The organism is Streptomyces sp. NPDC004629, assembly GCF_042873595.1.
In the GTDB taxonomy this organism is placed as follows: Bacteria; Actinomycetota; Actinomycetes; order Streptomycetales; family Streptomycetaceae; genus Streptomyces.
The window spans coordinates 97,406-121,275 of the sequence record NZ_JBIALO010000006.1 but is presented as its reverse complement, the minus strand read 5'-3'; the positions used below and the strand labels follow the sequence as shown (position 1 = coordinate 121,275).

Below are 23,870 nucleotides of genomic sequence, written 5' to 3'. Positions count from 1 at the left end.
ACACCCTGATGGCCCTGGCCCAGGCCGACCGCGTCGCGGACAAGATCGAGAAGGACGGGTGGAGCGTCTGCCCCTGCGGGCAGCCCGTGGGGTGGGGACCACAGCGGGTACCCGATGACGTCGGTGGGCAACCAGGTGCTCGGACCGCTCGCCGAGGTGCAGGTGCACGCCACGGACCCGCACGGGCGGTGCGCCGGGCAGTGGCGGGGCAAGTCGCAGTTCCCCGAGCCGGCCCCCGACACGCCCTCCGCGAGGGTGTGAGCTGGGCGAGGCCGGATCGGGCCGGCCGTGGTGGGCGATCGTCGTGGGGGTCTGTGATCAGCGGGGGCGTCGCGGCGGACCTGCGCACCAGCGGCTGACACCGGCCGTGCCCCGCGGCGGTGCCGTCGGCTCGGTGTCCGCGGGGCCGTGGGGTGGGTCAGAGGGCGATGAAGGTGGTGGTGAGGAGGATGAGGCCGGAGCCGGCCAGGATCCATGCGAGCCGGCCCAGCCGCAGCCCGCCCGCGACCACCACCGAGGCCAGCAGCAATGCGCCACCCAGCGGCACCCACGCGTTCAGGACCCCGGCCGGACCGGACCGTACGACCTCGTCGGTGCCCGGCTTCACCACCACCGCGTACGTCTCGCCCTTGCGCACCGCGACGCCCCGCGCGATGACCACCTGCCCACGGGCCCTCGCCCCCGCCGAGCCCGGCGTGAACGGCCCGGAACAGGTGTCCTGCGCACAGCTCGTCACCTTGACCGTGCCGCTCTCCCGGCCCTTCGTCAGCATCACGTGCTGCGCGGTCCCCCAGGAACCCCACACACCCGCGACCAGGATCAGCACGGTGACCGCCCCCATCGCCACGAGCCGGCCGAACCGCAGCGCGGCGACCGAGGACTGACGGGACGTGGCGGCTGTGGCGGGCATGGCCGGGATCATTGGCCATGGCTGTCCGATCGGTCAACTCGGCGGACGCCGACGGGCGGACAAGTCAGGAGTTGTACGAGCTTTGCGCCCGCTCCAGCCCCTCGATCACCAGACACTCCACCGCGTCCGCCGCCCGGTCCACGAAGTAGTCCAACTCCTTGCGCTCCGCCGACGAGAAGTCCTTCAGCACGAAGTCGGCCACCGGCATCCGCCCCGGGGGCCGCCCGATCCCGAACCGCACCCGGTGATACTCCGCCCCCATCGCCTTGGTGATCGACTTCAACCCGTTGTGCCCGTTGTCCCCGCCGCCCAGTTTGAGCCTGAGAACGCCGTAGTCGATGTCCAACTCGTCATGCACCGCCACGACGTTCGCCACCGGCACCTTGTAGAAGTCCCGCAGCGCGTTCACCGGCCCACCCGACAGGTTCATGTACGACATCGGCTTGGCGAGGATCACTCGCCGGCTCGCCGGACCGGGCGGACCGATCCGGCCCTCGACGACCTGCGCCTGCGCCTTCTGGGCCCGCTTGAACTTCCCCCCGATCCGCTCGGCGAGCAGGTCCACCACCATGAAACCGACGTTGTGCCGGTTCATGGCGTACTCCGGCCCGGGATTCCCGAGCCCGACGATCAGCCAGGGGCCACTGGCGGGGCTGGTCACGTCCATGTCTCCTCGCAATGCGATGCAGCCGCTGCTCCCCGGGGAAGCAGCGGCTGCACACCGCTGTGGGCGGCCGTCCCGCACGGGCGGAACGGTGGGCACGGCCGACAGCACCGGACACCCGGCCAACGAGCGCCCGGACCCGCCACGGCCGACGGTCCGTTCAGGCTCAGGCCTCGGCGGCCTCTTCGCCCTCGGCGGCCCCCTCCGGGGCCTCCTCGGCCTGCGCCGCCAGGACCTGCAGCACCACCGCGTCCTCGTCCACCGCCAGGGTCGAACCCGCCGGCAGCACGATGTCCTTGGCGTGAATGGACGCGCCGGCCGCCAGGCCCTCGACGGACACCGTGACGGACTCGGGGATGTGGGTGGCCTCGGCCTCGACCGGCAGCGCGGCGAGCACATGCTCCAGCAGGTTGCCGCCCGGAGCCAGCTCACCCTCGGTGTGCACGGGAATCTCGACCGTGACCTTCTCGCCGCGCTTGACCAGCTGCAGGTCGACGTGCTCCAGGAAACCCTTCAGCGGGTCGCGCTGCACGGCCTTCGGAATCGCCAGCTCGTTGGACTTGCCGTCGATGTCCAGGGAGATCAGAACGTTCGGCGTGCGCAGCGCCAGCAGCAGTTCGTGGCCCGGCAGGGTCAGGTGCAGCGGCTGCGAGCCGTGGCCGTACAGCACACCGGGAACCTTGCTGTCGCGGCGGATACGGCGCGCGGCACCCTTGCCGAACTCGGTGCGCGTCTGGACGGCGAGCTTCACCTCGGACATGATCACTCCTCGTAGAGGCGGATAGGAACGTGGTCACCCGGCCACGAACGGCCTGCTACGAAGAGCGCGTCGATAACGGACCGCCGCACCCGCGGAAAACGGGACACGGCCTCCCTCGCCGAGCAACTTCAGAAGTGTACTCGGCGAAGAAGGCCGCACCCAAAAGGATCTTCAGCTCGATGGTGCCCCGGCGGGAGCGCGGCGCGCCCCCGCCCGTGGAGCACCCTGAAGAAACCTCACTGCTCGTCGAAAAGACTCGTCACCGAGCCGTCCTCGAACACCTCACGCACCGCACGGGCGATCGTCGGAGCGATCGACAGAACAGTGATCTTGTCCAGATCCCGGCCCAGCTCGCCCGGCGTCGGCAGCGTATTGGTGAACACGAACTCACCCACCCGCGAATTCTTCAACCGGTCCGCCGCCGGACCCGAGAGCACACCGTGCGTCGCCGTCACGATGACGTCCTCCGCACCATGCGCGAACAACGCGTCGGCCGCGGCACAGATCGTCCCACCGGTGTCGATCATGTCATCGACCAGCACACACACCCGGCCCTTGACCTCGCCCACCACCTCGTGCACCGTCACCTGGTTCGCCACGTCCTTGTCACGCCGCTTGTGCACGATCGCCAGCGGCGCACCGAGCCGGTCGCACCAGCGGTCGGCCACCCGGACCCGGCCCGCGTCCGGCGACACCACGGTCAGCTTGGCGCGATCCACCTTCGCACCCACATAGTCCGCGAGGAGCGGCAACGCGAAAAGATGATCGACAGGACCGTCGAAGAAACCCTGGATCTGGTCCGTGTGCAGGTCCACCGTCAGGATGCGGTCCGCACCCGCCGTCTTCATCAGATCCGCGATCAACCGCGCCGAGATCGGCTCACGTCCACGGTGCTTCTTGTCCTGGCGCGCATAACCGTAGAACGGCACGATCACCGTGATGGAGCGGGCCGACGCACGCTTCAGCGCGTCGATCATGATCAACTGCTCCATGATCCACTTATTGATCGGAGCCGTATGGCTCTGGATCAGGAAACAGTCCGCACCACGCGCCGACTCCTGATACCGCACATAGATCTCGCCATTGGCGAAGTCGAAGGCCTTCGTCGGGACGACCCCGACACCCAGCTGGTGGGCGACCTCCTCGGCAAGCTCGGGGTGGGCGCGGCCGGAGAAGAACATCATCTTCTTCTCGCCGGTCGTCTTGATCCCGGTCACAGCACAGTCTCCTCAGAGGTGTCTCAGCCGTCGAGCGGCCTCTCGGCAGGACATGAGAGGCCGACTCAGCTGGTGGGTGCGGGTGTGCACTTATCACGGTACGCCGTCCTTCACGTACCCGTTTCCGGTCAGTCTTCGCTTCCGCCCTGTTTCGCCACCGCCTCCGCGGCCTTCGCGGCGGCACTCCCCGGACGCTTACGCGCCACCCAGCCCTCGATATTCCGCTGCTGACCACGGGCCACAGCCAGCGAACCGGGCGGCACATCCTTCGTGATCACAGACCCCGCGGCGGTGTAAGCACCGTCCCCGACCGTGACCGGCGCCACAAACATGTTGTCCGCACCCGTACGACAGTGCGAACCCACCGACGTGTGATGCTTGTCCTGACCGTCGTAGTTCACAAAGACACTCGCCGCACCGATATTCGTGTACTCACCGATCGTCGCGTCCCCCACATACGACAGGTGCGGAACCTTCGTGCCCTCCCCGATCGCCGCGTTCTTCGTCTCCACGTACGTGCCCACCTTCGCCTTGGCACCAAGACGCGTACCCGGACGCAGATACGCGAACGGACCCACACTCGCCCCCGCACCGATCTGCGCCCGATCCGCGATCGTCGTGTCGACCCGGGCACCGGCACCCACCCTGGTATCCGTCAACCGCGTGTTCGGCCCGACCTCCGCGCCCTCACCGACCTGGGTCGCACCATGCAACTGCGTGCCCGGATGAACCACGGCGTCCTGCTCGAACGACACCGTCACATCCACCCACGTGGTCGCCGGGTCCACCACGGTGACGCCGGCCAGCATGGCGCGCTCCAGCAGCCGGTCGTTCAGGATCCGGCGGGCCTGCGCCAACTGCACACGGTTGTTGATCCCCGCGATCTCCCGGTGATCACCGGCGACCGAAGCGCCGACCCGATGCCCTGCCTCCCGCAGAATCCCGAGCACATCCGTCAGGTACTCCTCGCCCTGACTGTTGTCCGTCCGCAGCTTGCCCAGAGCCTGCGCGAGCAACTGCCCGTCGAAGGCGAACACACCCGAATTGATCTCACGGATCGCACGCTGCGACTCGTCGGCGTCCTTGTGCTCCACGATCGCCGTCACCGCACCGGAAGCACCGTCACGGACGATCCGCCCGTACCCCGTCGCATCCGGCACCTCCGCCGTCAGCACCGTGACCGCGTTGCCGTCGGTGTGATGGGTGTCGGTGAGCCGCCGCAGCGTCTCGGCCGTGAGCAGCGGAGTGTCCCCGCAGACCACGACCACGGTCCCCGCTACTGCGCCGCCCAGCTCCTCCACGGCCATGCGCACCGCGTGCCCCGTGCCGTTCTGCCGGTCCTGCACCGCCGTCCGCGCCTGCGGATCCAGCTCACCGAGGTGCGCGGTGACCTGCTCGCGCGCGTGACCAACGACGACGACCAGGTGCTGCGGCTTCAACTCGCGCGCCGCGGCGAGCACATGGCCGACCAGGGAACGGCCGCAGATCTGATGCAGGACCTTGGGTGTGGCCGACTTCATACGGGTGCCCTCACCCGCTGCGAGTACGACGACGGCTGCCGGGCGAATGGCGCTCACGGAGTTGCCTTTCGGCTTTGACGGGTGGGGGTGACACCCGCAGGATACCGGGGCGTTTCCCGACCGACATGAGAGCGGGCCCTGACAACACCGGTCAGGGCCCGAACCTGGGTCTTGTGCGCTGTGGGCTCCCGGAGAAGGACTCGAACCCTCATTCAACGGACCAAAACCGTTTGTCCTACCTTTAGACGATCCGGGATGATTGTCACGCTATGTCCGACTCTAGTGATCGGCCCCGCGTGCAGAGTCCACTATGCCGTACCAAGCGCCCTCGATGCGACGGTACAAGTCGGCGCTCTTCAAGACTTTGATCACGAGGCAGCCGTGATAGCCGTCGCCGGTGTTTTTGCGGACCGTCTTGGGGTTGTGCTTCTTCAGCGTCGTCTTGTTGAACAGGGCGCCGTCGGCGCCGATGAGTTCGGCCCAGTGCTGCTCGGCAGCCGCCACGTCCGCGCTCTCGTGGATCATGACGGCGTAGCGGTGCCGCTCGCGCTCGACGCCGAGTAGGTCGAGCCAGGCGAGGAAGACCCTGATCATCCCGGGGTCGCTGTTGACGAAGGTGACGTTTTCGCGGCGGGCGTACGGCTTGTCCTTGCTGCCCTCGGCCCAGTAGAGGCCAACCCCCACCAGGAACAGTTCGCGAGCCGAGAGGTCGCCGATGGACTCGCGGGCGGCGCTCTTTGTGTGCTGCCGCTCCTCGTCGCGGATGCGGAGCCTCGCCTCCCAGCCCCTCCTGGCGATGGCCGCCGCTTCCTCGCGGCCGCGCCTGCGCTCCGGCGTCGGGAGATCCCGTGCCCACAGCGAGATCGAACTCTTCGAGCAGCCCAGCTCCAGCTGGATCTGGTCGTACGTCCGGCCCTGGAGGCGGAGTTCTCGCGCCTTGTCGCGCTGGTCGTCCTTGGCGTTCGGGCGCTTCGTCCATTCCGGGGGCGGCTCGCCCTCCAGGAGGCGGTTGAGGATGTCGTTGTTGTCGATGTGCAGTCGGTCGCGGATCTGGCGACGGCTGAGCCCTGCCCGCCGCAGTGCGATCGCCTGTTCGCGTAAGTTCTCGAAGTCGGTGTATTTGCCGGGTGGATGTGCCATGGGCATACCGTCCGGCCGGAATGAGTCGTTCCGGAGTCGAACGGAGATGGTTCACCAGTTCGAGGGACAGAGGGAGGTCGAGCGACGGCGTGCTCACGGAGTGTGGTGTGAGCGGGTACGCAAAACTCACCCGATAAGCGGCGCCCGCCGCCCGTAGGCTGGACGCATGACCACGACGGGGGAAGACCACGCGACGGCCGTGACGGGGCCGTGGTGGTGGGCGAGGTGGCGCAGTGCACTGCTCGACGGCGGCCTCGCGGTGGTGTCCGCCGCGGAGTGCGCGGCGGAGGGCGTGCCGTTCGCACGGGACGCGGGGATCCCGGTGCCGGCCGGGATTTTGTTCGGTCTGCTGGCCGGTTCGGTGCTGCTGCTGCGCAGGAAGTGGCCGATCGCCGTGGTGCTCGTGGCGATCGCGATCACGCCCGCCCAGATGGGTTTCCTGATGGGCATCGTCGGCCTGTACACGCTGGCCGCCGCCGAGCTGCCGCGCCGGATCATCGCGGCGCTGGCCGGTATGTCGTTCGTCGGGACGATGATTGTCACGTTTGTGCGGGTGCGGCAGGACACGGCGCGCGGGGATCTGACCCTCGGTGACTGGTTCGAGCCGTTCGCGTCCATCACCACGTCCCTCGGTGTGACCGCGCCTCCGGTGCTGCTGGGTCTGTATGTGGGTGCGCGGCGGCGGCTGATGGAGAGCTTGCGGGAGCGGGCGGACAGTCTGGAGCGTGAGCTGCAACTGCTTGCCGAGCGGGCCGAGGAGCGGGCCGAGTGGGCGCGCAACGAGGAGCGCACGCGGATCGCGCGGGAGATGCATGACGTGGTCGCGCATCGGGTGAGTCTGATGGTGGTGCATGCGGCGGCGTTGCAGGCGGTGGCGCCCAAGGATCCGGAGAAGGCCGTGAAGAACGCGGCGTTGGTCGGGGACATGGGGCGGCAGGCGTTGACGGAACTGCGGGAGATGCTGGGGGTGTTGCGGTCGGGGGACGGCACGGTGCGGCGGGCGGAGCCGGTGCCGCTGGCCGCTGTGGAGGTGGCTGCCGCGGCGGCCGCGTCGCGGGCTGTGGCCGAGGAGGGTGCGGGGGACGGGCCGTGTCTGTCCGAACTGGACGAGTTGATCGGGCAGTCGGCCGCGGCGGGCATGGTGGTGAACCTGTCGGTGGAGGGCGAGGAGCGGTCGTATGCGCGGGAGATCGAGCAGACGGCGTACCGCGTGGTGCAGGAGGCGTTGACGAACGTGCACAAGCATGCGGCGGGCGCGAAGACGCACGTACGGCTGGCGCATCGCAGTTCGGAGATCGCGATGCAGGTGGAGAACGAGCCGCCGCCCGAGCCTGCGTCGGCGTCGGCGGCGCGGCTGCCGTCCGGTGGCAACGGTCTGCTGGGGATGCGGGAGCGGGTCGTGGCGCTGGGCGGCGTTTTCGTGTCCGGTCCGACGGACGCGGGGGGTTTCAGGGTCTCGGCGGTGATTCCGGCGGTTTGATATTCGGTGCCCGGGTGTCGGCGTACGTGTGTCGGTGGGTGGACCGCCGCGCGCGTCGGGCGGCGGTCCGCGCCCCGTCTGTCCGGGCGTGGATTGCCCCGTGCGTCCGGCTGGGTCGGCTGGTGGGTCCGGCCTCGGGGCGGTTCGGGTGTGCGGTCTGGGGTGTCGTCGGGTGGGGCCGGGTGTCCGTCCCGGGGGCGGTCGGCGCGGCTGGTCGTGTGGGTCAGGCCGCGGTCAGGCGGGTCGGCTGGGTGCCCGCGATGAGTGTGGTGAGGGCGCGGTCGATGTCCGGGCCGAGGTACCAGTCGCCGGTGTGGTCGAGGGTGTAGACGCGGCCTTCGGCGTCGATGGCGAGCAGTGCGCCGGTGTCGGTCTCCTCGCCGAGCGGGCACAGTTCCGTGTCCAGGGCGCGGCCGAGGTCGCCGAGGGTGCGGGCGAGGTGCAGGCCGTGCAGCGGTTCGAGGTGCAGTGCGGCGGGCGCGATCTGACGGCCGGGGCCCAGGGGGGCGATGCGGAGTCCGCCGAACTCGGCCCAGGCCTCGACGGCCGCGGGGAAGACGGAGTGCCGGTGACCGGCGGGTGAGACATGGGCGCGCAGGGCGTCGGCCCAGACTTCGGCCTGTTTTATGTCCCAGCGTCCGGGCTGCCAGCCGGCGGCGCGCAGCGCGGCGTCGACGGGCACGGCGAAGCGGGTGGAGGTGGTGCGGTCGGTGTGCATCTGCCCTTCGTTCGTCGAGGCCTTGCGGTGGTACGGGTGGTTCCGGTCGTGCGGGCGTGGCGCGGGGAGGGTGGTGGGGGTGTCGGGGAGGGATACGGATGCCGGCCTGGGGTGTTCAGCCGTTCGCGGCGGTCGCATCGACGACGCGGACGCCGAAGTGGGCGCTCAGGGCGGTGCAGGCGCGGCAGGGTGCGGCGAAGCTGCCGTGCAGGGGGTCGCCGTCCTCGCGTATCCGGCGCGTGGTGAGCTTGGCCTGCTTGAGGGCTTTGCGGGCTTCGCCGTTGGTCATCGGCTTGCGGGCGGCGCGCTTGCTGCGTGCGGCGTCGGCGGCGGCGATGTGGCGGGAGATGAGGATGGTCTCGGCGCAGCGGCCGGTGAAGCGGTCCCGCTGGTCGCTGGTGAGGGTGTCGAGGAAGTCCTGGACGAGGGGGTGCAGGGGTGGGGTCTGGTCGCCGCGTGCGGCGGTGCCGGTGAGGGTGGCGCCGCGCACGGACAGGGCGGCGGCGACGGTCGGCAGGATGCCGTCGCGTCGGTGGAGGAGGGCGGGCACCTGGGGTGACTCGGTGTGGCTCCAGCCGATGCGGGGGTCGCCGGACGGGCTGTCGGCGGAGCCGGCCCGCGCTGTGGCGCGGGCGTTCCCCTGCGGTCCCGTCTGCGTCGAGTTCATGATCGTCTTTCCCCTCCCGGGCGTCCCCCGAAGGACACAGAGTGCCAAATGCCGTGGCGGGTGCGGAAGCTGGGGCGGTGCGACACGCCCGGGTTTGGGCGGGCTGTCACGGTGTGGTGACCTCTGGTCACGGAAGCGGAGGCCCGGTGACCGGTGTCCGCGTACCGCATAGGCTGTCGGCACCGCGATGGGCGCGGTCAACGCGTCGGTGACGTTGGAGAGACAGTCGGATACGGGTCGTGGCGCGCCGTGCGTGGTGCGGTCGCGGTTCGTACAGAGTGCCGCAGGGGGCAACCGCCATGACGACAGGTCGGCTCGGGCAACAAGCCGCGCCGCCGAACGCGGCCTATGCCGGGCAGGTCGTGCACTTCCCGGATCCGGTCCGGGCGGCGCGCCACCCGAGAGGGGTACGGGTCGACGAGCGCGGCTATCCCGACTTCTCGCCCTATGCGCGTGCGGCGGCGGAGATCGCCGATCCGCCGGAGGGTTTCGGCGTCGACGAACTGCGGCTGACGGACTATGTGTCGGCGAACGCGGCCCTGTCGGCGGCGGGGCACGAGCTGTGGGACACGGTCCCTGAGGTGGCCACCCCGCACGGCTGGACCTGGCATCACGTGGCCGGTTCGCGGCGGCTGGAACTGGTTCCGGTCGAGGTGAAGGCGCTGCTGCGGCACCACGGTGGGATCGCCACGGCGCGTGTCGACCGGGGCAAGCGGGGCACGCGGCCGTTGCAGGAGACGCGTCCGGCGCACTTCGGGCTGCCGAAGCCGGGTGTGGCCGTGACGGAGCAGCAGGTGCAGGGGGTCGAGGAGGACCTGGGGTACCGGCTGCCCGGCGCGTACCGCTCGTTCCTGAAGGCGGCGGGTGGTTGTGCGCCGGTGGGCACGGCGCTGGACGCGGAGTTGGGGCTGCTGCTGGACCAGCCGTTCTTCACGGTGCGGGACGAGGCGGCGGTCAATGACCTGGTGTACGTGAACAAGTGTCTGCGGGACCATCTGACCAAGGATTACCTGGGTGTGGCCTTTGTGCAGGGCGGGCTGCTCGCGGTGAAGGTCAAGGGCGAGCGGACGGGTTCGGTGTGGTTCTGCGCGTACGACGATGTGCGGGACGTGGATCCGGCGTGGCCGCCGGCGGAGCGGGTGGCGCGGCTGCTGCTGCCGTGCGGTGAGGACTTCGACGCCTTTCTGTCGCGGCTCGCGGGCAGTCCGCCGGAGCTGGATACGGTGGCGAACCTGATGGTGGACGGCGGCTTCGCGCGTGCGGTGCCGGTGTCGTCGGCCGGGTCTGCGGGGGAGTGAGCTTTCGATGGTGACGTTTGCGCAGGCGCAGGAGCGCGCGGAGGAGTGGATCAACGGGGACGTGCCCGCGTACCAGCATCGCGAGGTGCGGGTGCGGGAGTTCGAACTCGGCTTTGTGGTGTGGGGCGAGGACCGGGCGGAGGGTCCGCGTTCGGACGCGGGCGCGCAGCGGCTTGTGATCGCCCGGGACAGTGGTGAGGCCACGTTGTGGCCGGCGCTGCCGGTGGGTGAGGTGATCCGCCGGTACGAGGAGGAGTACGGCCGTGAGGCGGGCCTGGCCGCGGCGCCGCCGGCGCCCGCGGCGCGGGTGGATCTCAACCAGACGTCGTTCCTGCTGAGTCCTCCGGAGTGGCTTCAGGAGGCGGCCGACAAGCTGGGCATTCCGGATCGGCGGGCGGCGGGAGGCGGTGCGTTGCCCGAGACTCAGGCCGGGGTTCCGGCCCGGCCGCCCGCGTCCGATACGGCGTCGGGTGCGACGCCCGGTGCGGGGGGCGGTTCCGGTTCTGTGTGGCCGGCCGCGGGGGGCGCCGAGGGCGGTGCCGGGCAGGTGGCGCCCGGTGCGCCGGTGGGCGCGACGCCCTGGGCGGGCACGGACACCAACGCCGACGCGGGTGAGGACCGGTCGGTGCCGCTGCCCGCGACGGTGTTCTCGCCGCCGGCGGGCGACTCGGACGACGACACTTCGCCGCCCGCCGCGCCGGACGCCAAGACGGCGCTGATGTCGGGCGGCAGTCAGTTGCCGCGCACGGTGGTCTCCCCGGCCGTCGACGACCCGAACACCCCCGTCCCACAGGGCAGCACGCCTCCGCCCCCACCGGGGAACATGCCTGCACCTCCGCCGGTCACACCGAGCAGCATGCCTGCGCCTCCGCCGGGTGTGCCGGGCAGCACGCCGCCGCCCGCGCCGGGTGTGCCGGGCGCTACGCCTCCGCCTGTGCCGGGTGGTTCGGGGGGCATGCCTGCGCCTCCGCCGGGTGTGCCAGGCAGCACGCCGCCGCCCGCGCCGGGTGTGCCGGGCGCTACGCCTCCGCCTGTGCCAGGTGAGCCGGGGAGCATGCCTGCATCTTCGCCGGGCGCGCCGGGCGCTACGCCTCCGCCTGTGCCGGGCGCGCCGGGCAGCGTGCCCCCGCCTGTGCCGGGTGGGCCGGGGAGCATGCCTGCGCCTCCGCCGGGTGGGCCGGGCAGTATGCCTGCATCTTCGCCGGGTGTGCCGGGGGGCATGCCTGCGCCTCCGCCGGGCGCGCCGGGGAGCACGCCTCCCCCCGTGCCGGGTGCGCCGGGCGTTACGCCTCCGCCTGTGCCGGGTGGGCCGGGGGCCATGGCTTCGGCTCCGGCGGGTGTGCCCCCGTACGGCTATCCGCAGGGTGCTGGTGCCCCCGGCACCCCGCCTCCGGGTGCCGGGCCGGCCGGCCCGTCCCCTGCGCAGGGCCCCGCCACGCCGCCGCCTCCGGGATTCCCGCAGGGCAGTCCTCCGCCTCCGGGTGTGCCGCAGGGCAGCGCTCCGCCGCCGTCTGGGTTCCCGCAGGGCAGTCCTGTGCCCCCGGCCGCCGCGGGTGACATCGCGGACGCCGCCACGAGCAAGGCCGCGCCGCCGGCGCGTCGTGGCGCCGGCATGGGCACGCCGCCTCCGCCGCCGGGCGCTCCGGGCACCCCGGGCGTACGGCCGGGGAGCACGCCTTCGCCGGGTGGGCCCGGTACGCCGCCCGGCGGTTACGTGCCGACGCAGTTCGTGTCGTCGCTCGGCCCGGACGGATCCGGCGCCCCGAACCCGCCGGGTGCGCCGGGCGACACCCCTCCCGGCAGCGTGCACCACGCGGCCACCGTGCTGGCCGACCCGAGTCAGATGGCGGGTGGCGGCACGGGCGGCGGCGCCCCGCAGCGCCCGGGAGCCCCGCAGCCTCCCGGAGCGCCGCAGCCCCCGGGTGCCCCTGGCGCGCCGAATCCGCCGGGTGTGCCGGGTGCGCCTCCCGTGGCCGGCGCCCCGCAGCCGCCTCCCGTGCATCACGCCGAGACCGTGCTGGCCGCGCCCCCGGTGGGCGGCCCCGGCACGCCTCCGCCGCCGCCCCACGGCGTACCGGGCGTACCCGGTGCGCCGGGCGCTCCCGGTATGCCCCCGGGCGCCCCGCCGGCGCCGCCCGGCGCGGTCCCGCCGCCCGCGTACGGCTATCCGCAGCAGGCGCAGCCGACGGTCGGCCCGGGGTATCAGGCCGTGCTGCGCTACCGCGCGCTGGACGGTTCCGAGCAGCAGCTGATCCGGCGCTCGGCGCCGGGCACGCCGCACCCGGAGTGGCAGATCTTCCACGAGCTGCGCGCTATGAACGTCCCGCCGGACCAGGTGCTGGAGCTGCACACGGAGCTGGAGTCCTGTGAGCTGCCGGGTGCCTACTGCGCGCGAATGATCCGCGAGCAGTGGCCGCAGGCACGCATCACGAGCATCGCGCCGTACGGCACGGACCATGCGAGCCGGCAGCAGGGAATGCAGCAACTGCTCGCGCACCAGGGCGAGTTGCACCAGGTGGCGGACGGCCCCGCGCGGCCGGCGCCGGTACGGGCGCCGCTGCCCCCGGTGCAGGCCGCGCCGCCGGTCCCGCCGGAGGGGGTGGCGCAGGAACTGGCGGCGGCGTTCGGGCCGGGTGTGTTCCACTTCGAGCAGGCCGCGGTGTCCCGGCAGGGCGTGCCGCCGGTCGTGGCGCACACGCTGGTCGTGGCCGGACTGCCGGTGGACGTGGGCCCGTTCTTCTGGGCACAGGCCCAGCCGGGCCGTCCGGTGCCGACGCTGGCGGAGCTGGCGCAGGAGCGCGGGGTGCAGCCCGCCGCGGACGCGGGTTCGTACCTGGTGATGGGCACCGACTTCGGCCGGGCGATCTGTGTGCAGTACGGCACGGCGAACATCGTGGCCGTGCCGGTGGAGGCGGGGCCTGGCGGGGCGCCGGTACCGCCGCAGTTCGTGAACACCGGCCTGCCGGAGTTCGCGCGCTGCCTGGCGCTGCTCGGCCGGATGTGGCGGCTGCGGTACGGCCTCAACCAGGAGCAGGCGGGTCGCTGGACCGTCGATTTCCAGGCCCAGCTCGCCTCCCTCGATCCGGCGGCGCTCGGTTCGCCGGAGAGTTGGTGGTCGGTGCTGCTGGAGCAGATGTGGGACGGCCTGTTGTAGCCGTGCACTGGTGAGCCCGGGGGCCGGGTCCGGTCGAGTGATCGGACCCGGCCCCCTTTGCGTGTCACGAACGCTTACACCCTATTCATCCTGATCTGCGCGAAATCATCATTTCGTGTGTGTTCGGCGGAGAGAGGTTCCAGGATGAACAGGGCATCGGTGCCATCGCACGGCTTCCTGACCGTCCGCGGGCGCGGCTACCGCCCCGAGCAGGTGGACGCGTACACGGCGGCGCTCTCGGGGGAGCGGGACGCCGCGTGGGAGCGGGCCGCGCGGCTGACCGTACTCGCCAGGGACATGGAGGCGGAGGTGGGGCGGCTGCGTGAGACGGTCGCGCGGCTCGCTCCGCAGACGTACGAGACGCTCGGGGAGAACGCGTGCCGGATCTTCCAGCTGGCGCAGGAGGAGGCGGCGGCCCTGCGGGAGGGCGTTCGAGGCGTGGTGCGGGAGGAGTTGGCCCGGGCCGAGGAGTATGCGCTCGGCGTGCGCCGGGCGGCCCAGGCCGAGGCGGACATCTTGCGCGCGGAGGCCGAGGAGCGCGCCCGCCGACGGCTCCTCGCGGCGCAGGCCGAGGCGGACGACGTGCGCGTCGGGGCCCGGCGTGCGGTGAAGGAGTGGCGCGGCGAGGCCCTTGCGGCGCTGCGGGACATGCGGCAGCGGACCGCCGCGATGCTCGCCGAGCAGGCCAAGGAGCATGCGGCGCGGTGGGCGGAGGCGGACCAGGAGGAGATTGAGCGGGCGGCGGCGCGGGAGAGCGGGGACACCGATGCCGTGACCCGGGCCGAGGCCGCGCTGGCCGTGGCGCAGCGGGAGATCGGGGAGGCGCGGGAGGCGGCCCGGCGGTGCCAGGACGAGGCACACGCGCGTGCCGCCGAGATCGTTGCCGACGCGCGGGTGCGGGAGGAGTACATCGCGCACGAGACCGAGCGGGTGCTGCGCGAGCACAGCGAGGTGTGGGACGACATGCAGGCGCAGATGGACTGTGTGCGCGACAGCCTCACCTCGCTGACCGGGCGCACCGCCTGGGAGTGACCCGGCCGCACCGGGCCCCGAGGCGTCCGGCGGCGGGGTCAGTCGTGCAGTACGGGGAAGCGGCGCGGCGCGAGGAGCAGCACGGCCAGGAAGGCCAGGGCCGCCGCGCAGGCCGCTCCGAGGTACACCGCGTGCACCGCCTCGGCGATGGCGCGCCGGGTGGACTCCGCTGCGGTGCCGGAGTCCAGGGAGCGGGTCACCGCGTCCAGGTCGCCCGCGTCGCCCAGCCGGGCGGCCAGCACGCCGTTGGCGACCGCGCCGAACACGGCGGCGCCGACGGTCTGGCCGGTCTGGCGGCAGAACAGGACGGAGGCGGTGGCCGTGCCGCGTTCCGCCCAGCCCACCGTGGACTGGACGCCGACGATCAGCGGCAGTTGGAACAGGCCGAGCGCGGCGCCTAGCAGCAGCATCAGCAGCGTCGGCTGCCACGCCGCGCCCGGGTACGGCAGGAACGGGAACGCGAACAGGATCAGTGCCGCCGCGCCGATGCCGAGCAGCGCGGTGTCGCGAAAGCCGATGCGCCGGTACACGTGCTGGCTCAGCGCCGCGGACACCGGCCAGGTCAGGGTCCACACGGAGAGCACGAATCCGGCGGCCACCGGGGCCAGGCCGAGCACCGACTGCGCGTACGTCGGCAGGAACACGGTGGGTGCCACCATCAGCAGGCCGAGCGCGCCCAGCGCGAGGTTGACCGCCGCGATCGTAGGGCGCCGCCACACCCAGCCGGGGATGATCGGCTCCGCCGCCCGGCGCTCCACCCACACCACGACCGCGACCAGGGCGAGGCCCGTGGCGAACAGGGTGAGTGACGGCGTGGACAGCCATGGCCACGCCACCCCGCCCTGTACCAGTGCGGTCAGCAGCGCCCCGCCGCACGCGAACACCGCGAGCGCGCCCGCCCAGTCGATGCGCGGGGGCGTGCGCGGCTCGCGTGCGGGTTCGTGGAGATGGCGGACGATCAGCCACAGGGCCGCCGCGCCGATGGGCAGGTTGACCAGGAAGATCCACCGCCAGTCCGCGTAGGCCGCCAGCACTCCGCCGAGCCCCGGGCCGGCGACCGCCGACACCGCCCACACCGTGGACAGCTTGGACTGGATCTTCGGGCGTTCCTTGAGCGGGTACAGATCGGCCGCGAGGGTCTGCACCGTGCCCTGCAACGCGCCGCCGCCCAGGCCCTGCACGATGCGGAACGCGATCAGCGCCCCCATGTTCCAGGCGAGCGCGCACAGCAGCGAGCCGACCAGGAAGACGGCCGCGCCCGCGACCAGGACCGGCTTGCGGCCGAAGGTGTCGGAGAGCTTGCCGTAGACGGGGAGGGTGACGGTGACGGCGAGCAGATAGCCGGAGAACAGCCAGGAGAAGACGGAGAAGCCGCCGAGGTCGCCGACGATCTGCGGGACGGCCGTGGAGACGATGGTGGAGTCGAGGGCCGCCAGTGCCATCGCGAGCATCAGCGCGGCGACCACCGCGCCCCTGCGGTTTGTCCCGGCCTGCCGAGCGGCGTCGCGTATCACGGGTTTCGTGCTGCCCACCGCGGTCCCCCTGACTGGTTTCCCTGTGCATCCATCCGGCGTACGACAGCTTCCCACTTGACCCTGACGCGGCGGGAGGGTGGAGGCTTCCTTGGCCGGAGGGTGGACCCGACCCCGAGAAGGTGTCCACCCGGCGGTGGACGACCCCTAGGGGTACCTCCGTACTGAGGCCCGGGCAGGGTTCGTCCCGGCGAAGGACGAGATGCGTACGTCGTCGTCCTTAACCTGGCTTTATGCCGCTGGGGGGCGGCTCGCCGCACGGCAGGGGTGGGGTTTTCCCCAGGAGGAAACGGGGCTGTGCACCAGCGCGCGGCACCCCTGCCGGCCACGAGACTCATCGACGTACCGCTTCGCGCCGCTCAAGCGCAAACCGACATAGGAGACTTACCGTGACATCGGCTGTGACCATTCCCAGGCACGGGGGTACTGGAGGGCGTACGGCCGTTGCCGCGCGGGCGCGGCAGGTCGTCAAGGCGTACGGCTCCGGGGAGACCCGGGTCGTCGCCCTCGACCACGTCGACGTGGACATCGCCCGCGGTCGGTTCACCGCGATCATGGGCCCCTCGGGGTCCGGCAAGTCCACCCTGATGCACTGCCTCGCCGGTCTCGACACGGTCACCAGCGGGCAGATCCACCTGGACGAGACCGAGATCACCGGCCTGAAGGACAAGAAGCTCACCCAACTGCGCCGGGACCGGATCGGGTTCATCTTCCAGGCGTTCAACCTGCTGCCGACGCTGAACGCGATCGAGAACATCACCCTGCCCATGGACATCGCCGGGCGCAAGCCCGACAAGGCGTGGCTGGACCGGGTCGTGGAGACCGTCGGCCTGGCCGGACGGCTCAAGCACCGGCCCACCCAGCTCTCCGGCGGACAGCAGCAGCGGGTCGCCGTGGCCCGCGCGCTGGCCGCCCGCCCCGAGATCATCTTCGGTGACGAGCCGACCGGAAACCTCGACTCCCGGGCGGGCGCCGAGGTGCTGGGCTTCCTACGCCGGTCGGTCGACGAACTGGGCCAGACCATCGTCATGGTCACCCACGACCCGGTGGCCGCCTCGTACGCGGACCGGGTCCTCTACCTCGCCGACGGCCGCATCGTCGACGAGATGTACCAGCCGACCGCCGACCAGGTCCTCGACCGCATGAAGGACTTCGACGCCCGGGGGCGCACGTCATGACCGTCCTGAGGACCTCGCTGCGCAACTTCTTCGCGCACAAGGGACGCATGGCGCTGTCGGCGGTCGCCGTCCTGCTGTCGGTCGCGTTCGTGTGCGGCACGCTGGTGTTCACCGACACCATGAACACGACGTTCGACAAGCTGTTCTCGGTGACCGCGTCCGACGTCACCGTCTCGCCGAAGGAAGCCAAGAGCGAGGAGACCCCGCAGAACGGCGTGCCGCTGTCGCTGCCCGCCGCCGCACTGGACCGGGCCAAGACCGTGGACGGCGTCAAGTCGGCCGAGGGCGCGGTCAGTTCGATGAGCGTGACCGTGGTGGACGGTGACAACGAGAACGTGGGCTCCACCACCGGCGCGCCCACCATCGCGGGCAACTGGACGAGCAACGACCTGCGTTCCATGGAGATCACCTCCGGGCACGCCCCGCGCGGGCCGACCCAGACGATGGTCGACGCCGACACCGCCGACAAGCATCACCTGAAGCTCGGCGACGAACTGCGCACCATCACACAGCGGGGTGACTTCACCGCCCGGATCGTCGGCATCGCCACCTTCAAGGTGACCAACCCCGGCGCCGCCATCGTCTACTTCGACACCCCCACCGCCCAGCGCCACCTGCTCGGCGGCACCGGCCGCTACACCCAGATCAACGTCACCGCCGCGGCCGGCGTCTCCGACGCGCAGCTCAAGCAGAACGTCGCAGGCGCGCTCGGCGGGCCGTACAAGTTCCAGACGGCCAAGGAGAACGCCGACGAGAACCGCAAGGACGTCGGCGCCTTCATGGACGTCATCAAGTACGCCATGCTCGGCTTCGCCGGGATCGCGTTCCTGGTGGGCATCTTCCTGATCATCAACACCTTCTCGATGCTGGTCGCCCAGCGCACCCGCGAGATCGGCCTGATGCGGGCCATCGGCTCCTCCCGCCGGCAGGTCAACCGGTCGGTGCTGGCCGAGGCGCTGCTGCTCGGCTTCGTCGGCTCGGTCCTCGGCGTCGGCGCCGGCGTCGGCATCGCGGTCGGCCTGATGAAGCTCATGGGCGCGGCGGGCATGGAACTGTCCACCCGTGACCTGACCGTCAAGGCCACCACCCCGGTGGTGGGCCTGGTGCTCGGCGTGGTCGTCACTGTGCTGGCCGCCTATCTGCCGGCCCGGCGCGCCGGCAAGGTCTCCCCGATGGCCGCGCTGCGCGACGCCGGCACCCCGGCCGACGGCCGGGCGGGTCTGGTACGCGCCCTGATCGGCCTGGTGCTCACCGGCGCCGGCGGCGCCGCCCTGTACGCGGCGGCCACCGCGGACAAGGCGAGCGACGGCGCGCTCGTCCTCGGCCTGGGCATCGTGCTGACCCTGATCGGCTTCGTCGTCATCGGCCCGCTGCTGGCCGGGGGCGTGGTCCGGGTGATCAGCGCGGTGCTGCTGCGGGCCTTCGGGCCGGTCGGCCGGATGGCCGAACGCAACGCCCTGCGCAACCCGCGGCGCACCGGAGCCACCGGCGCCGCCCTGATGATCGGCCTCGCGCTGGTCGCCTGCCTGTCGGTGGTCGGCTCCTCCATGGTCGCCTCCGCCACCAGCGAACTGGACAAGTCGGTCGGCGCGGACTTCATCATCGAGGGCAACCAGCCGATCGTCCCGCAGGCGGAGAAGGCCATGGCGCAGGCCCCGGGCCTGGCCCACGTCACCCGCTACAAGGACCTCGACGCCACCCTCACCTCGCCCGACGGCAAGGCCGACGACTCCGGCATCACGGCCGCGGATCCGACGTACGCCGACGACCTGCGCCGCCCGACCACCGAGGGCACCCTGAAGGACGCCTACGGCACCGACGCGATGTCGGTGGGCTCCGACTACGCCAAGAAGCACGACGTGCGGGTCGGCGACACCCTCACCGTCGCCTTCAAGGGCGGTCGCACGGCCCGGCTGAAGGTGGCCGCGATCACCGACGACTCCACCGCGATCGACCAGGGCGCCCGCTACATCAGCATCGCCACCATGGAGAAGTACCTGCCCAAGAGCCAGATCCCGCCGAACCTGATCATGTTCGCGAAGGCGGAGAAGGGCCAGGAGAAGCAGGCGTACGCGGCACTGAAGAGCGCGCTGAAGAAGTACCCGACCTACCAGGTCAGGGACCAGACCGACTACAAGCAGGAACTGAAGGACCAGGTCGGCCAGCTCCTGAACATGGTCTACGGCCTGCTCGCCCTGGCGATCATCGTCGCGGTGCTGGGCGTGGTGAACACCCTGGCGCTGTCGGTGGTCGAGCGGACCCGGGAGATCGGCCTGATGCGGGCCATCGGCCTGTCCCGCCGCCAGCTGCGTCGCATGATCCGCATGGAGTCCGTGGTCATCGCCCTCTTCGGTGCCCTCCTCGGCCTCGGCCTTGGCATGGGCTGGGGCACCACCGCCCAGAAGCTGCTCGCCCTGGAGGGCCTGGGCGTCCTGGACATCCCCTGGCCGACGATCATCGGCGTCTTCATCGGCTCCGCCTTCGTGGGCCTGTTCGCCGCCCTGATCCCGGCGTTCCGCGCGGGCCGGATGAACGTACTGAACGCGATCGCCACGGAGTGACAGCCTCAAGACCACCGCAGACGGGGGTTGCGGGGGAAGGGAAAGGCCCGGTGCCGGGAAGTGCGACAACTCCCCGGCACCGGGCCCCTCGTCACGCAGATCTGGGGCGGCGCACACCTGCCGTAGGCCGTCCGGATCCTCGGCCAGGACCTTGGCTGCCGTATCGAGGGCCGGTTCGTCCCACGGTTCACACACTGTCACGTCGATCGCTCTCGCGGGTGAACGTCACTCGGGCGTCGTAGGCTGGACACGCCCCGGCCCGCACAGCGTGTCGGGTGATTCGCGTTGCCCATCCCAGGACGGACACCCCCTCCATGAGCCTGCACGGTCTGCTCGACGCCGTCGTCAAGGACGCCGCCGTCGCGGAAGCGATCAAGGCGGCGGCCGACGGCAACCGCACCCACGTCGACCTGGTCGGCCCCCCGGCGGCCCGCCCCTTCGCGATCGCCGCCCTGGCCCGCGAGACCGGCCGCCCCGTGCTCGCCGTGACGGCCACGGGCCGCGAGGCCGAGGACCTGGCCGCCGCGCTCCGCTCACTGCTGCCACCGGAGGGCGTCGTGGAGTACCCCTCCTGGGAGACCCTTCCGCACGAGCGGCTCAGCCCGCGCAGCGACACCGTCGGCCGCCGCCTCGCCGTGCTGCGCCGCCTCGCCCACCCCAGCCCCGACGACCCGGAGACCGGCCCGGTCTCCGTCGTCGTCGCCCCCGTGCGCTCCGTGCTCCAGCCGCAGGTCAAGGGTCTCGGCGACCTCGAACCGGTCTCCTTGAGGAGCGGCCGGAGCGCGGACCTGAACGAGATCGTGGACGCCCTCGGAGCCGCCGCCTACGCGCGCGTGGAGCTGGTCGAGAAGCGCGGCGAGTTCGCGGTGCGCGGCGGCATCCTCGATGTGTTCCCGCCCACCGAGGAGCACCCCCTGCGCGTCGAGTTCTGGGGCGACGACATCGAGGAGATCCGCTACTTCAAGGTCGCCGACCAGCGCTCCCTGGAGGTCGCCGAGCACGGCCTGTGGGCACCTCCCTGCCGCGAGCTGCTGCTCACGGACGACGTACGCGCCCGTGCCCGTGCCCTCGCCGAGGAACACCCCGAGCTGGGCGAACTGCTCGGGAAGATCGCCGAGGGCATCGCGGTCGAGGGCATGGAGTCCCTGGCCCCCGTCCTGGTCGACGACATGGAGCTGCTGCTCGACGTCCTGCCCGCGGGCGCCATGACCGTCGTCTGCGACCCGGAGCGGGTCCGCACCCGTGCCGCCGACCTCGTCGCCACCTCGCAGGAGTTCCTCCAGGCGTCCTGGGCGGCCACCGCCGGCGGCGGGGAGGCCCCCATCGACGTCGGCGCGGCCTCCCTGTGGTCCCTCGCGGACATCCGGGACCGGGCCCGCGAGTTGGGCATGATGTGGTGGTCGGTGTCCCCGTTCGCCGTCGACGAGTCCCTGACGTCAGCCGCTGACGCGGTGGGCGACGCCGACACCCTCACGCTGGGCATGCACGCGCCGGAGACCTACCGCGGCGACACCGCCAAGGCGCTCGCCGACACCAAGGGCTGGCTCGCCGACGGCTGGCGCACCGTCTTCGTCACCGAGGGCCACGGACCGGCCGCCCGCACGGCCGAGGTGCTCGGCAACGAGGGCGTCGCGGCCCGCCTGGACGTCGACCTCGGGCAGATCGCGCCGTCCGTCGTGCACGTGGCCTGCGGCTCGATCGACTACGGCTTCGTGGACCCGGCGCTGCGGCTCGCCGTGCTCACCGAGACCGACCTGTCCGGGCAGAAGGCGGCCGGCAAGGACGGCGCCCGCATGCCCGCCCGCCGCCGCAAGACCATCGACCCGCTGACCCTGGAGGCGGGCGACTACATCGTCCACGAGCAGCACGGCGTCGGCCGCTACATCGAGATGGTGCAGCGCACCGTGCAGGGCGCCACCCGCGAATACCTGGTGGTCGAGTACGCCCCCGCCAAGCGCGGCCAGCCCGGTGACCGCCTCTACATCCCCACCGACCAGCTGGAGCAGATCACCAAGTACGTCGGCGGCGAGGCACCCACCCTGCACCGCCTGGGCGGCGCGGACTGGACGAAGACCAAGGCACGCGCGAAGAAGGCCGTCAAGGAGATCGCCGCCGACCTGATCAAGCTGTACAGCGCGCGGATGGCCGCTCCCGGGCACGCCTTCGGCGGGGACACCCCCTGGCAGCGCGAACTGGAGGACGCCTTCCCCTACGCCGAGACCCCCGACCAGCTGACCACGATCTCCGAGGTCAAGGAGGACATGGAGAAGTCGGTCCCGATGGACCGCCTGATCTGCGGCGACGTCGGCTACGGCAAGACGGAGATCGCGGTGCGGGCCGCCTTCAAGGCGGTGCAGGACGGCAAGCAGGTCGCGGTGCTCGTGCCGACCACACTGCTGGTGCAGCAGCACTTCGGGACGTTCGGCGAACGCTACGCGCAGTTCCCGGTGAACGTGCGCGCCCTGTCCCGCTTCCAGACCGACACCCAGGCCAAGGCCGTCCTGGAGGGTCTGCGGGAGGGCTCCGTGGACGTCGTCATCGGCACCCACCGCCTCTTCTCCGCCGAGACCAAGTTCAAGGACCTCGGCCTGGTCATCGTCGACGAGGAGCAGCGCTTCGGCGTCGAGCACAAGGAGCAGCTGAAGAAGCTGCGGGCCAACGTCGACGTCCTGACGATGTCCGCGACCCCGATCCCGCGGACCCTGGAGATGGCCGTCACCGGCATCCGTGAGATGTCCACGATCACCACCCCGCCGGAGGAGCGGCACCCGGTGCTGACCTTCGTCGGGCCCTACGAGCAGAAGCAGATCGGCGCCGCGATCCGCCGCGAACTGCTGCGCGAGGGCCAGGTCTTCTACATCCACAACCGGGTCGAGTCGATCGACCGGGCCGCCGCCCGGCTGCGGGAGATCGTCCCCGAGGCGCGCATCGCCACCGCGCACGGCCAGATGTCGGAGTCGACGCTGGAGCAGGTCGTCGTCGACTTCTGGGAGAAGAAGTTCGACGTGCTGGTGTCCACGACGATCGTCGAGTCCGGCATCGACATCTCCAACGCCAACACCCTGATCGTGGAGCGCGGCGACACCTTCGGCCTGTCCCAGCTGCACCAGCTGCGCGGTCGCGTGGGCCGGGGCAGGGAACGGGGATACGCGTACTTCCTCTACCCCCCGGAGAAGCCGCTGACGGAGACCGCGCACGAACGGCTCGCGACCATCGCCCAGCACACCGAGATGGGCGCCGGCATGTATGTCGCGATGAAGGACCTGGAGATCCGCGGCGCCGGGAACCTGCTCGGCGGCGAGCAGTCCGGCCACATCGCGGGCGTCGGCTTCGACCTGTACGTGCGTATGGTGGGCGAGGCCGTCGCCGACTACCGGCGGCAGCTGGAGACCGGCGCGATCGAGGAGGAGCCGCCGCTGGAGGTCAAGATCGAGCTGCCCGTCGACGCGCATGTCCCGCACGACTACGCGCCCGGCGAGCGGCTGCGCCTCCAGGCGTACCGGTCCATCGCCTCCGCCAACTCGGAGGCGGACATCACGTCCGTACGCGAGGAACTGGTCGACCGCTACGGCAAGTTGCCCGAACCGGTGGAGAACCTGCTGCTGGTGGCCGGCCTCAGGATGCTGGCGCGGGCGTGCGGGGTCGGCGAGATCGTCCTACAGGGCAACAACATCCGTTTCGCGCCGGTGGAGTTGCGCGAGTCGCAGGAGCTGCGGGTCAAGCGGCTGTACCCGGGGACGGTCATCAAGCCGGCCGTCCACCAGATCCTGGTTCCCCGTCCGAAGACGGCGAAGGTGGGCGGCAAGCCGCTCGTCGGCCGCGAACTGCTGGCCTGGGTCGGCGAGTTCCTGGCCACCATCCTGGGCTCGTAACAGCACGCCCCCGGTCCACCGCCCGGCTTGCCCTCCGGCGGTGAGGTCGACGGTGGCCGGGTGTGGGTTGGTGTTGGGGCGGTGCCGTGGGTGGTTGGTGGGGTGTGGGGCGGCTTCTGGTGGTGACGTGGGTGGTGGGTCGGGTGTGGGTCTGCTGGCTGGTGGTG

At 71.5% G+C, this 23,870-nt stretch carries 17 protein-coding genes and 1 tRNA gene; 8 read left to right on the top strand and 10 right to left on the bottom strand.

All coding sequences use genetic code 11. The features are described from left to right. Window positions 1–114 precede the first annotated feature (114 nt). Window positions 115–261 (top strand): hypothetical protein, encoded by a 147-nt coding sequence (locus ACFYTE_RS11045; protein WP_388707839.1) that lies wholly within the window; start codon window positions 115–117, stop codon window positions 259–261. A gap of 157 nt (window positions 262–418) precedes the next feature. Here ACFYTE_RS11045 and ACFYTE_RS11040 read toward each other — a convergent pair whose 3' ends face one another. From ACFYTE_RS11040 to ACFYTE_RS11010, 7 genes are all read right to left on the bottom strand, one after another. Further along, window positions 419–922, bottom strand: a complete 504-nt coding sequence (locus tag ACFYTE_RS11040) for a hypothetical protein (protein WP_388707837.1) — start codon at window positions 920–922, stop codon at window positions 419–421. A 52-nt stretch (window positions 923–974) separates the two neighbouring features. Continuing rightward, window positions 975–1,577, bottom strand: coding sequence for an aminoacyl-tRNA hydrolase (pth, locus tag ACFYTE_RS11035; RefSeq protein WP_388707835.1), 603 nt, complete (start codon window positions 1,575–1,577; stop codon window positions 975–977). Window positions 1,578–1,740: 163 nt separating this feature from the next. After that, window positions 1,741–2,334, bottom strand: coding sequence for a 50S ribosomal protein L25/general stress protein Ctc (locus tag ACFYTE_RS11030; RefSeq protein ID WP_388707833.1), 594 nt, complete (start codon window positions 2,332–2,334; stop codon window positions 1,741–1,743). A 236-nt stretch (window positions 2,335–2,570) separates the two neighbouring features. Continuing rightward, the gene (locus ACFYTE_RS11025; RefSeq protein ID WP_388707831.1) at window positions 2,571–3,551 is read right to left on the bottom strand and encodes a ribose-phosphate diphosphokinase; all 981 of its coding nucleotides are present in this window, start codon (window positions 3,549–3,551) and stop codon (window positions 2,571–2,573) included. 128 nt (window positions 3,552–3,679) lie between these two features. Then, window positions 3,680–5,128, bottom strand: coding sequence for a bifunctional UDP-N-acetylglucosamine diphosphorylase/glucosamine-1-phosphate N-acetyltransferase GlmU (gene glmU, locus ACFYTE_RS11020; RefSeq protein ID WP_388708360.1), 1,449 nt, complete (start codon window positions 5,126–5,128; stop codon window positions 3,680–3,682). Between the two features lie 128 nt (window positions 5,129–5,256). Beyond that, window positions 5,257–5,327 (bottom strand) — tRNA-Gln (locus ACFYTE_RS11015). Window positions 5,328–5,350: 23 nt separating this feature from the next. Further along, window positions 5,351–6,211: a hypothetical protein gene (locus ACFYTE_RS11010; protein WP_388707828.1), complete on the bottom strand. Its 861-nt coding sequence runs from the start codon at window positions 6,209–6,211 to the stop codon at window positions 5,351–5,353. Between the two features lie 166 nt (window positions 6,212–6,377). Between ACFYTE_RS11010 and ACFYTE_RS11005 the strand changes: the two genes are divergently transcribed. Further along, entirely contained in the window at window positions 6,378–7,691 is a 1,314-nt protein-coding gene (locus ACFYTE_RS11005; protein ID WP_388707825.1) for a sensor histidine kinase, read from the top strand. A gap of 223 nt (window positions 7,692–7,914) precedes the next feature. On the opposite strand, the gene ACFYTE_RS11000 is transcribed toward ACFYTE_RS11005, so the two are convergent. Continuing rightward, entirely contained in the window at window positions 7,915–8,409 is a 495-nt protein-coding gene (locus ACFYTE_RS11000; RefSeq protein ID WP_388707823.1) for an SUKH-3 domain-containing protein, read from the bottom strand. A 115-nt stretch (window positions 8,410–8,524) separates the two neighbouring features. Continuing rightward, the gene (locus ACFYTE_RS10995; protein ID WP_388707820.1) at window positions 8,525–9,076 is read right to left on the bottom strand and encodes a YwqJ-related putative deaminase; all 552 of its coding nucleotides are present in this window, start codon (window positions 9,074–9,076) and stop codon (window positions 8,525–8,527) included. A gap of 299 nt (window positions 9,077–9,375) precedes the next feature. On the opposite strand from ACFYTE_RS10995, the gene ACFYTE_RS10990 reads away from it, so the two are divergent. From ACFYTE_RS10990 to ACFYTE_RS10980, 3 genes are all read left to right on the top strand, one after another. Continuing rightward, on the top strand, window positions 9,376–10,374 hold the full coding sequence (locus ACFYTE_RS10990; protein WP_388707817.1) for an SMI1/KNR4 family protein: 999 nt from the start codon (window positions 9,376–9,378) through the stop codon (window positions 10,372–10,374). Between the two features lie 823 nt (window positions 10,375–11,197). Beyond that, a complete protein-coding gene (locus ACFYTE_RS10985) occupies window positions 11,198–13,528 on the top strand; it encodes an SUKH-4 family immunity protein (RefSeq protein ID WP_388708357.1) in 2,331 nt (776 codons plus the stop codon). 144 nt (window positions 13,529–13,672) lie between these two features. After that, window positions 13,673–14,560, top strand: coding sequence for a cellulose-binding protein (locus ACFYTE_RS10980; protein WP_388707814.1), 888 nt, complete (start codon window positions 13,673–13,675; stop codon window positions 14,558–14,560). Window positions 14,561–14,598: 38 nt separating this feature from the next. Here ACFYTE_RS10980 and ACFYTE_RS10975 read toward each other — a convergent pair whose 3' ends face one another. Beyond that, window positions 14,599–16,092 (bottom strand): MFS transporter, encoded by a 1,494-nt coding sequence (locus ACFYTE_RS10975; RefSeq protein WP_388707812.1) that lies wholly within the window; start codon window positions 16,090–16,092, stop codon window positions 14,599–14,601. A 389-nt stretch (window positions 16,093–16,481) separates the two neighbouring features. Between ACFYTE_RS10975 and ACFYTE_RS10970 the strand changes: the two genes are divergently transcribed. From ACFYTE_RS10970 to mfd, 3 genes are all read left to right on the top strand, one after another. Further along, complete coding sequence (locus tag ACFYTE_RS10970) at window positions 16,482–17,270, top strand: ABC transporter ATP-binding protein (protein ID WP_388707809.1); 789 nt, start codon at window positions 16,482–16,484, stop codon at window positions 17,268–17,270. Continuing rightward, window positions 17,267–19,831 carry an ABC transporter permease gene (locus tag ACFYTE_RS10965; RefSeq protein ID WP_388707807.1) on the top strand — a complete coding sequence of 855 codons (2,565 nt, stop codon included), beginning with the start codon at window positions 17,267–17,269 and terminating at the stop codon, window positions 19,829–19,831. The genes ACFYTE_RS10970 and ACFYTE_RS10965 overlap by 4 nt, the downstream gene beginning before the upstream one ends. A gap of 314 nt (window positions 19,832–20,145) precedes the next feature. Then, entirely contained in the window at window positions 20,146–23,703 is a 3,558-nt protein-coding gene (mfd, locus tag ACFYTE_RS10960; protein WP_388707805.1) for a transcription-repair coupling factor, read from the top strand. Window positions 23,704–23,870: the final 167 nt, after the last annotated feature.

Excerpts from the sequence above, each read along its gene's own strand:
- ACFYTE_RS10965 (WP_388707807.1), top strand. The coding sequence starts at position 17,267 with ATGACCGTCCTGAGGACCTCGCTGCGCAACTTCTTCGCGCACAAGGGA.
- mfd (WP_388707805.1), top strand. The coding sequence starts at position 20,146 with ATGAGCCTGCACGGTCTGCTCGACGCCGTCGTCAAGGACGCCGCCGTC.
- ACFYTE_RS11010 (WP_388707828.1), bottom strand. The coding sequence starts at position 6,211 with ATGGCACATCCACCCGGCAAATACACCGACTTCGAGAACTTACGCGAA.
- ACFYTE_RS11000 (WP_388707823.1), bottom strand. The coding sequence starts at position 8,409 with ATGCACACCGACCGCACCACCTCCACCCGCTTCGCCGTGCCCGTCGAC.
- ACFYTE_RS11005 (WP_388707825.1), top strand. The coding sequence starts at position 6,378 with ATGACCACGACGGGGGAAGACCACGCGACGGCCGTGACGGGGCCGTGG.
- ACFYTE_RS11040 (WP_388707837.1), bottom strand. The coding sequence starts at position 922 with ATGATCCCGGCCATGCCCGCCACAGCCGCCACGTCCCGTCAGTCCTCG.
- ACFYTE_RS10980 (WP_388707814.1), top strand. The coding sequence starts at position 13,673 with ATGAACAGGGCATCGGTGCCATCGCACGGCTTCCTGACCGTCCGCGGG.
- ACFYTE_RS10990 (WP_388707817.1), top strand. The coding sequence starts at position 9,376 with ATGACGACAGGTCGGCTCGGGCAACAAGCCGCGCCGCCGAACGCGGCC.
- ACFYTE_RS10985 (WP_388708357.1), top strand. The coding sequence starts at position 11,198 with ATGCCTGCACCTCCGCCGGTCACACCGAGCAGCATGCCTGCGCCTCCG.
- pth (WP_388707835.1), bottom strand. The coding sequence starts at position 1,577 with ATGGACGTGACCAGCCCCGCCAGTGGCCCCTGGCTGATCGTCGGGCTC.
- ACFYTE_RS11045 (WP_388707839.1), top strand. The coding sequence starts at position 115 with ATGACGTCGGTGGGCAACCAGGTGCTCGGACCGCTCGCCGAGGTGCAG.
- ACFYTE_RS10995 (WP_388707820.1), bottom strand. The coding sequence starts at position 9,076 with ATGAACTCGACGCAGACGGGACCGCAGGGGAACGCCCGCGCCACAGCG.
- ACFYTE_RS11030 (WP_388707833.1), bottom strand. The coding sequence starts at position 2,334 with ATGTCCGAGGTGAAGCTCGCCGTCCAGACGCGCACCGAGTTCGGCAAG.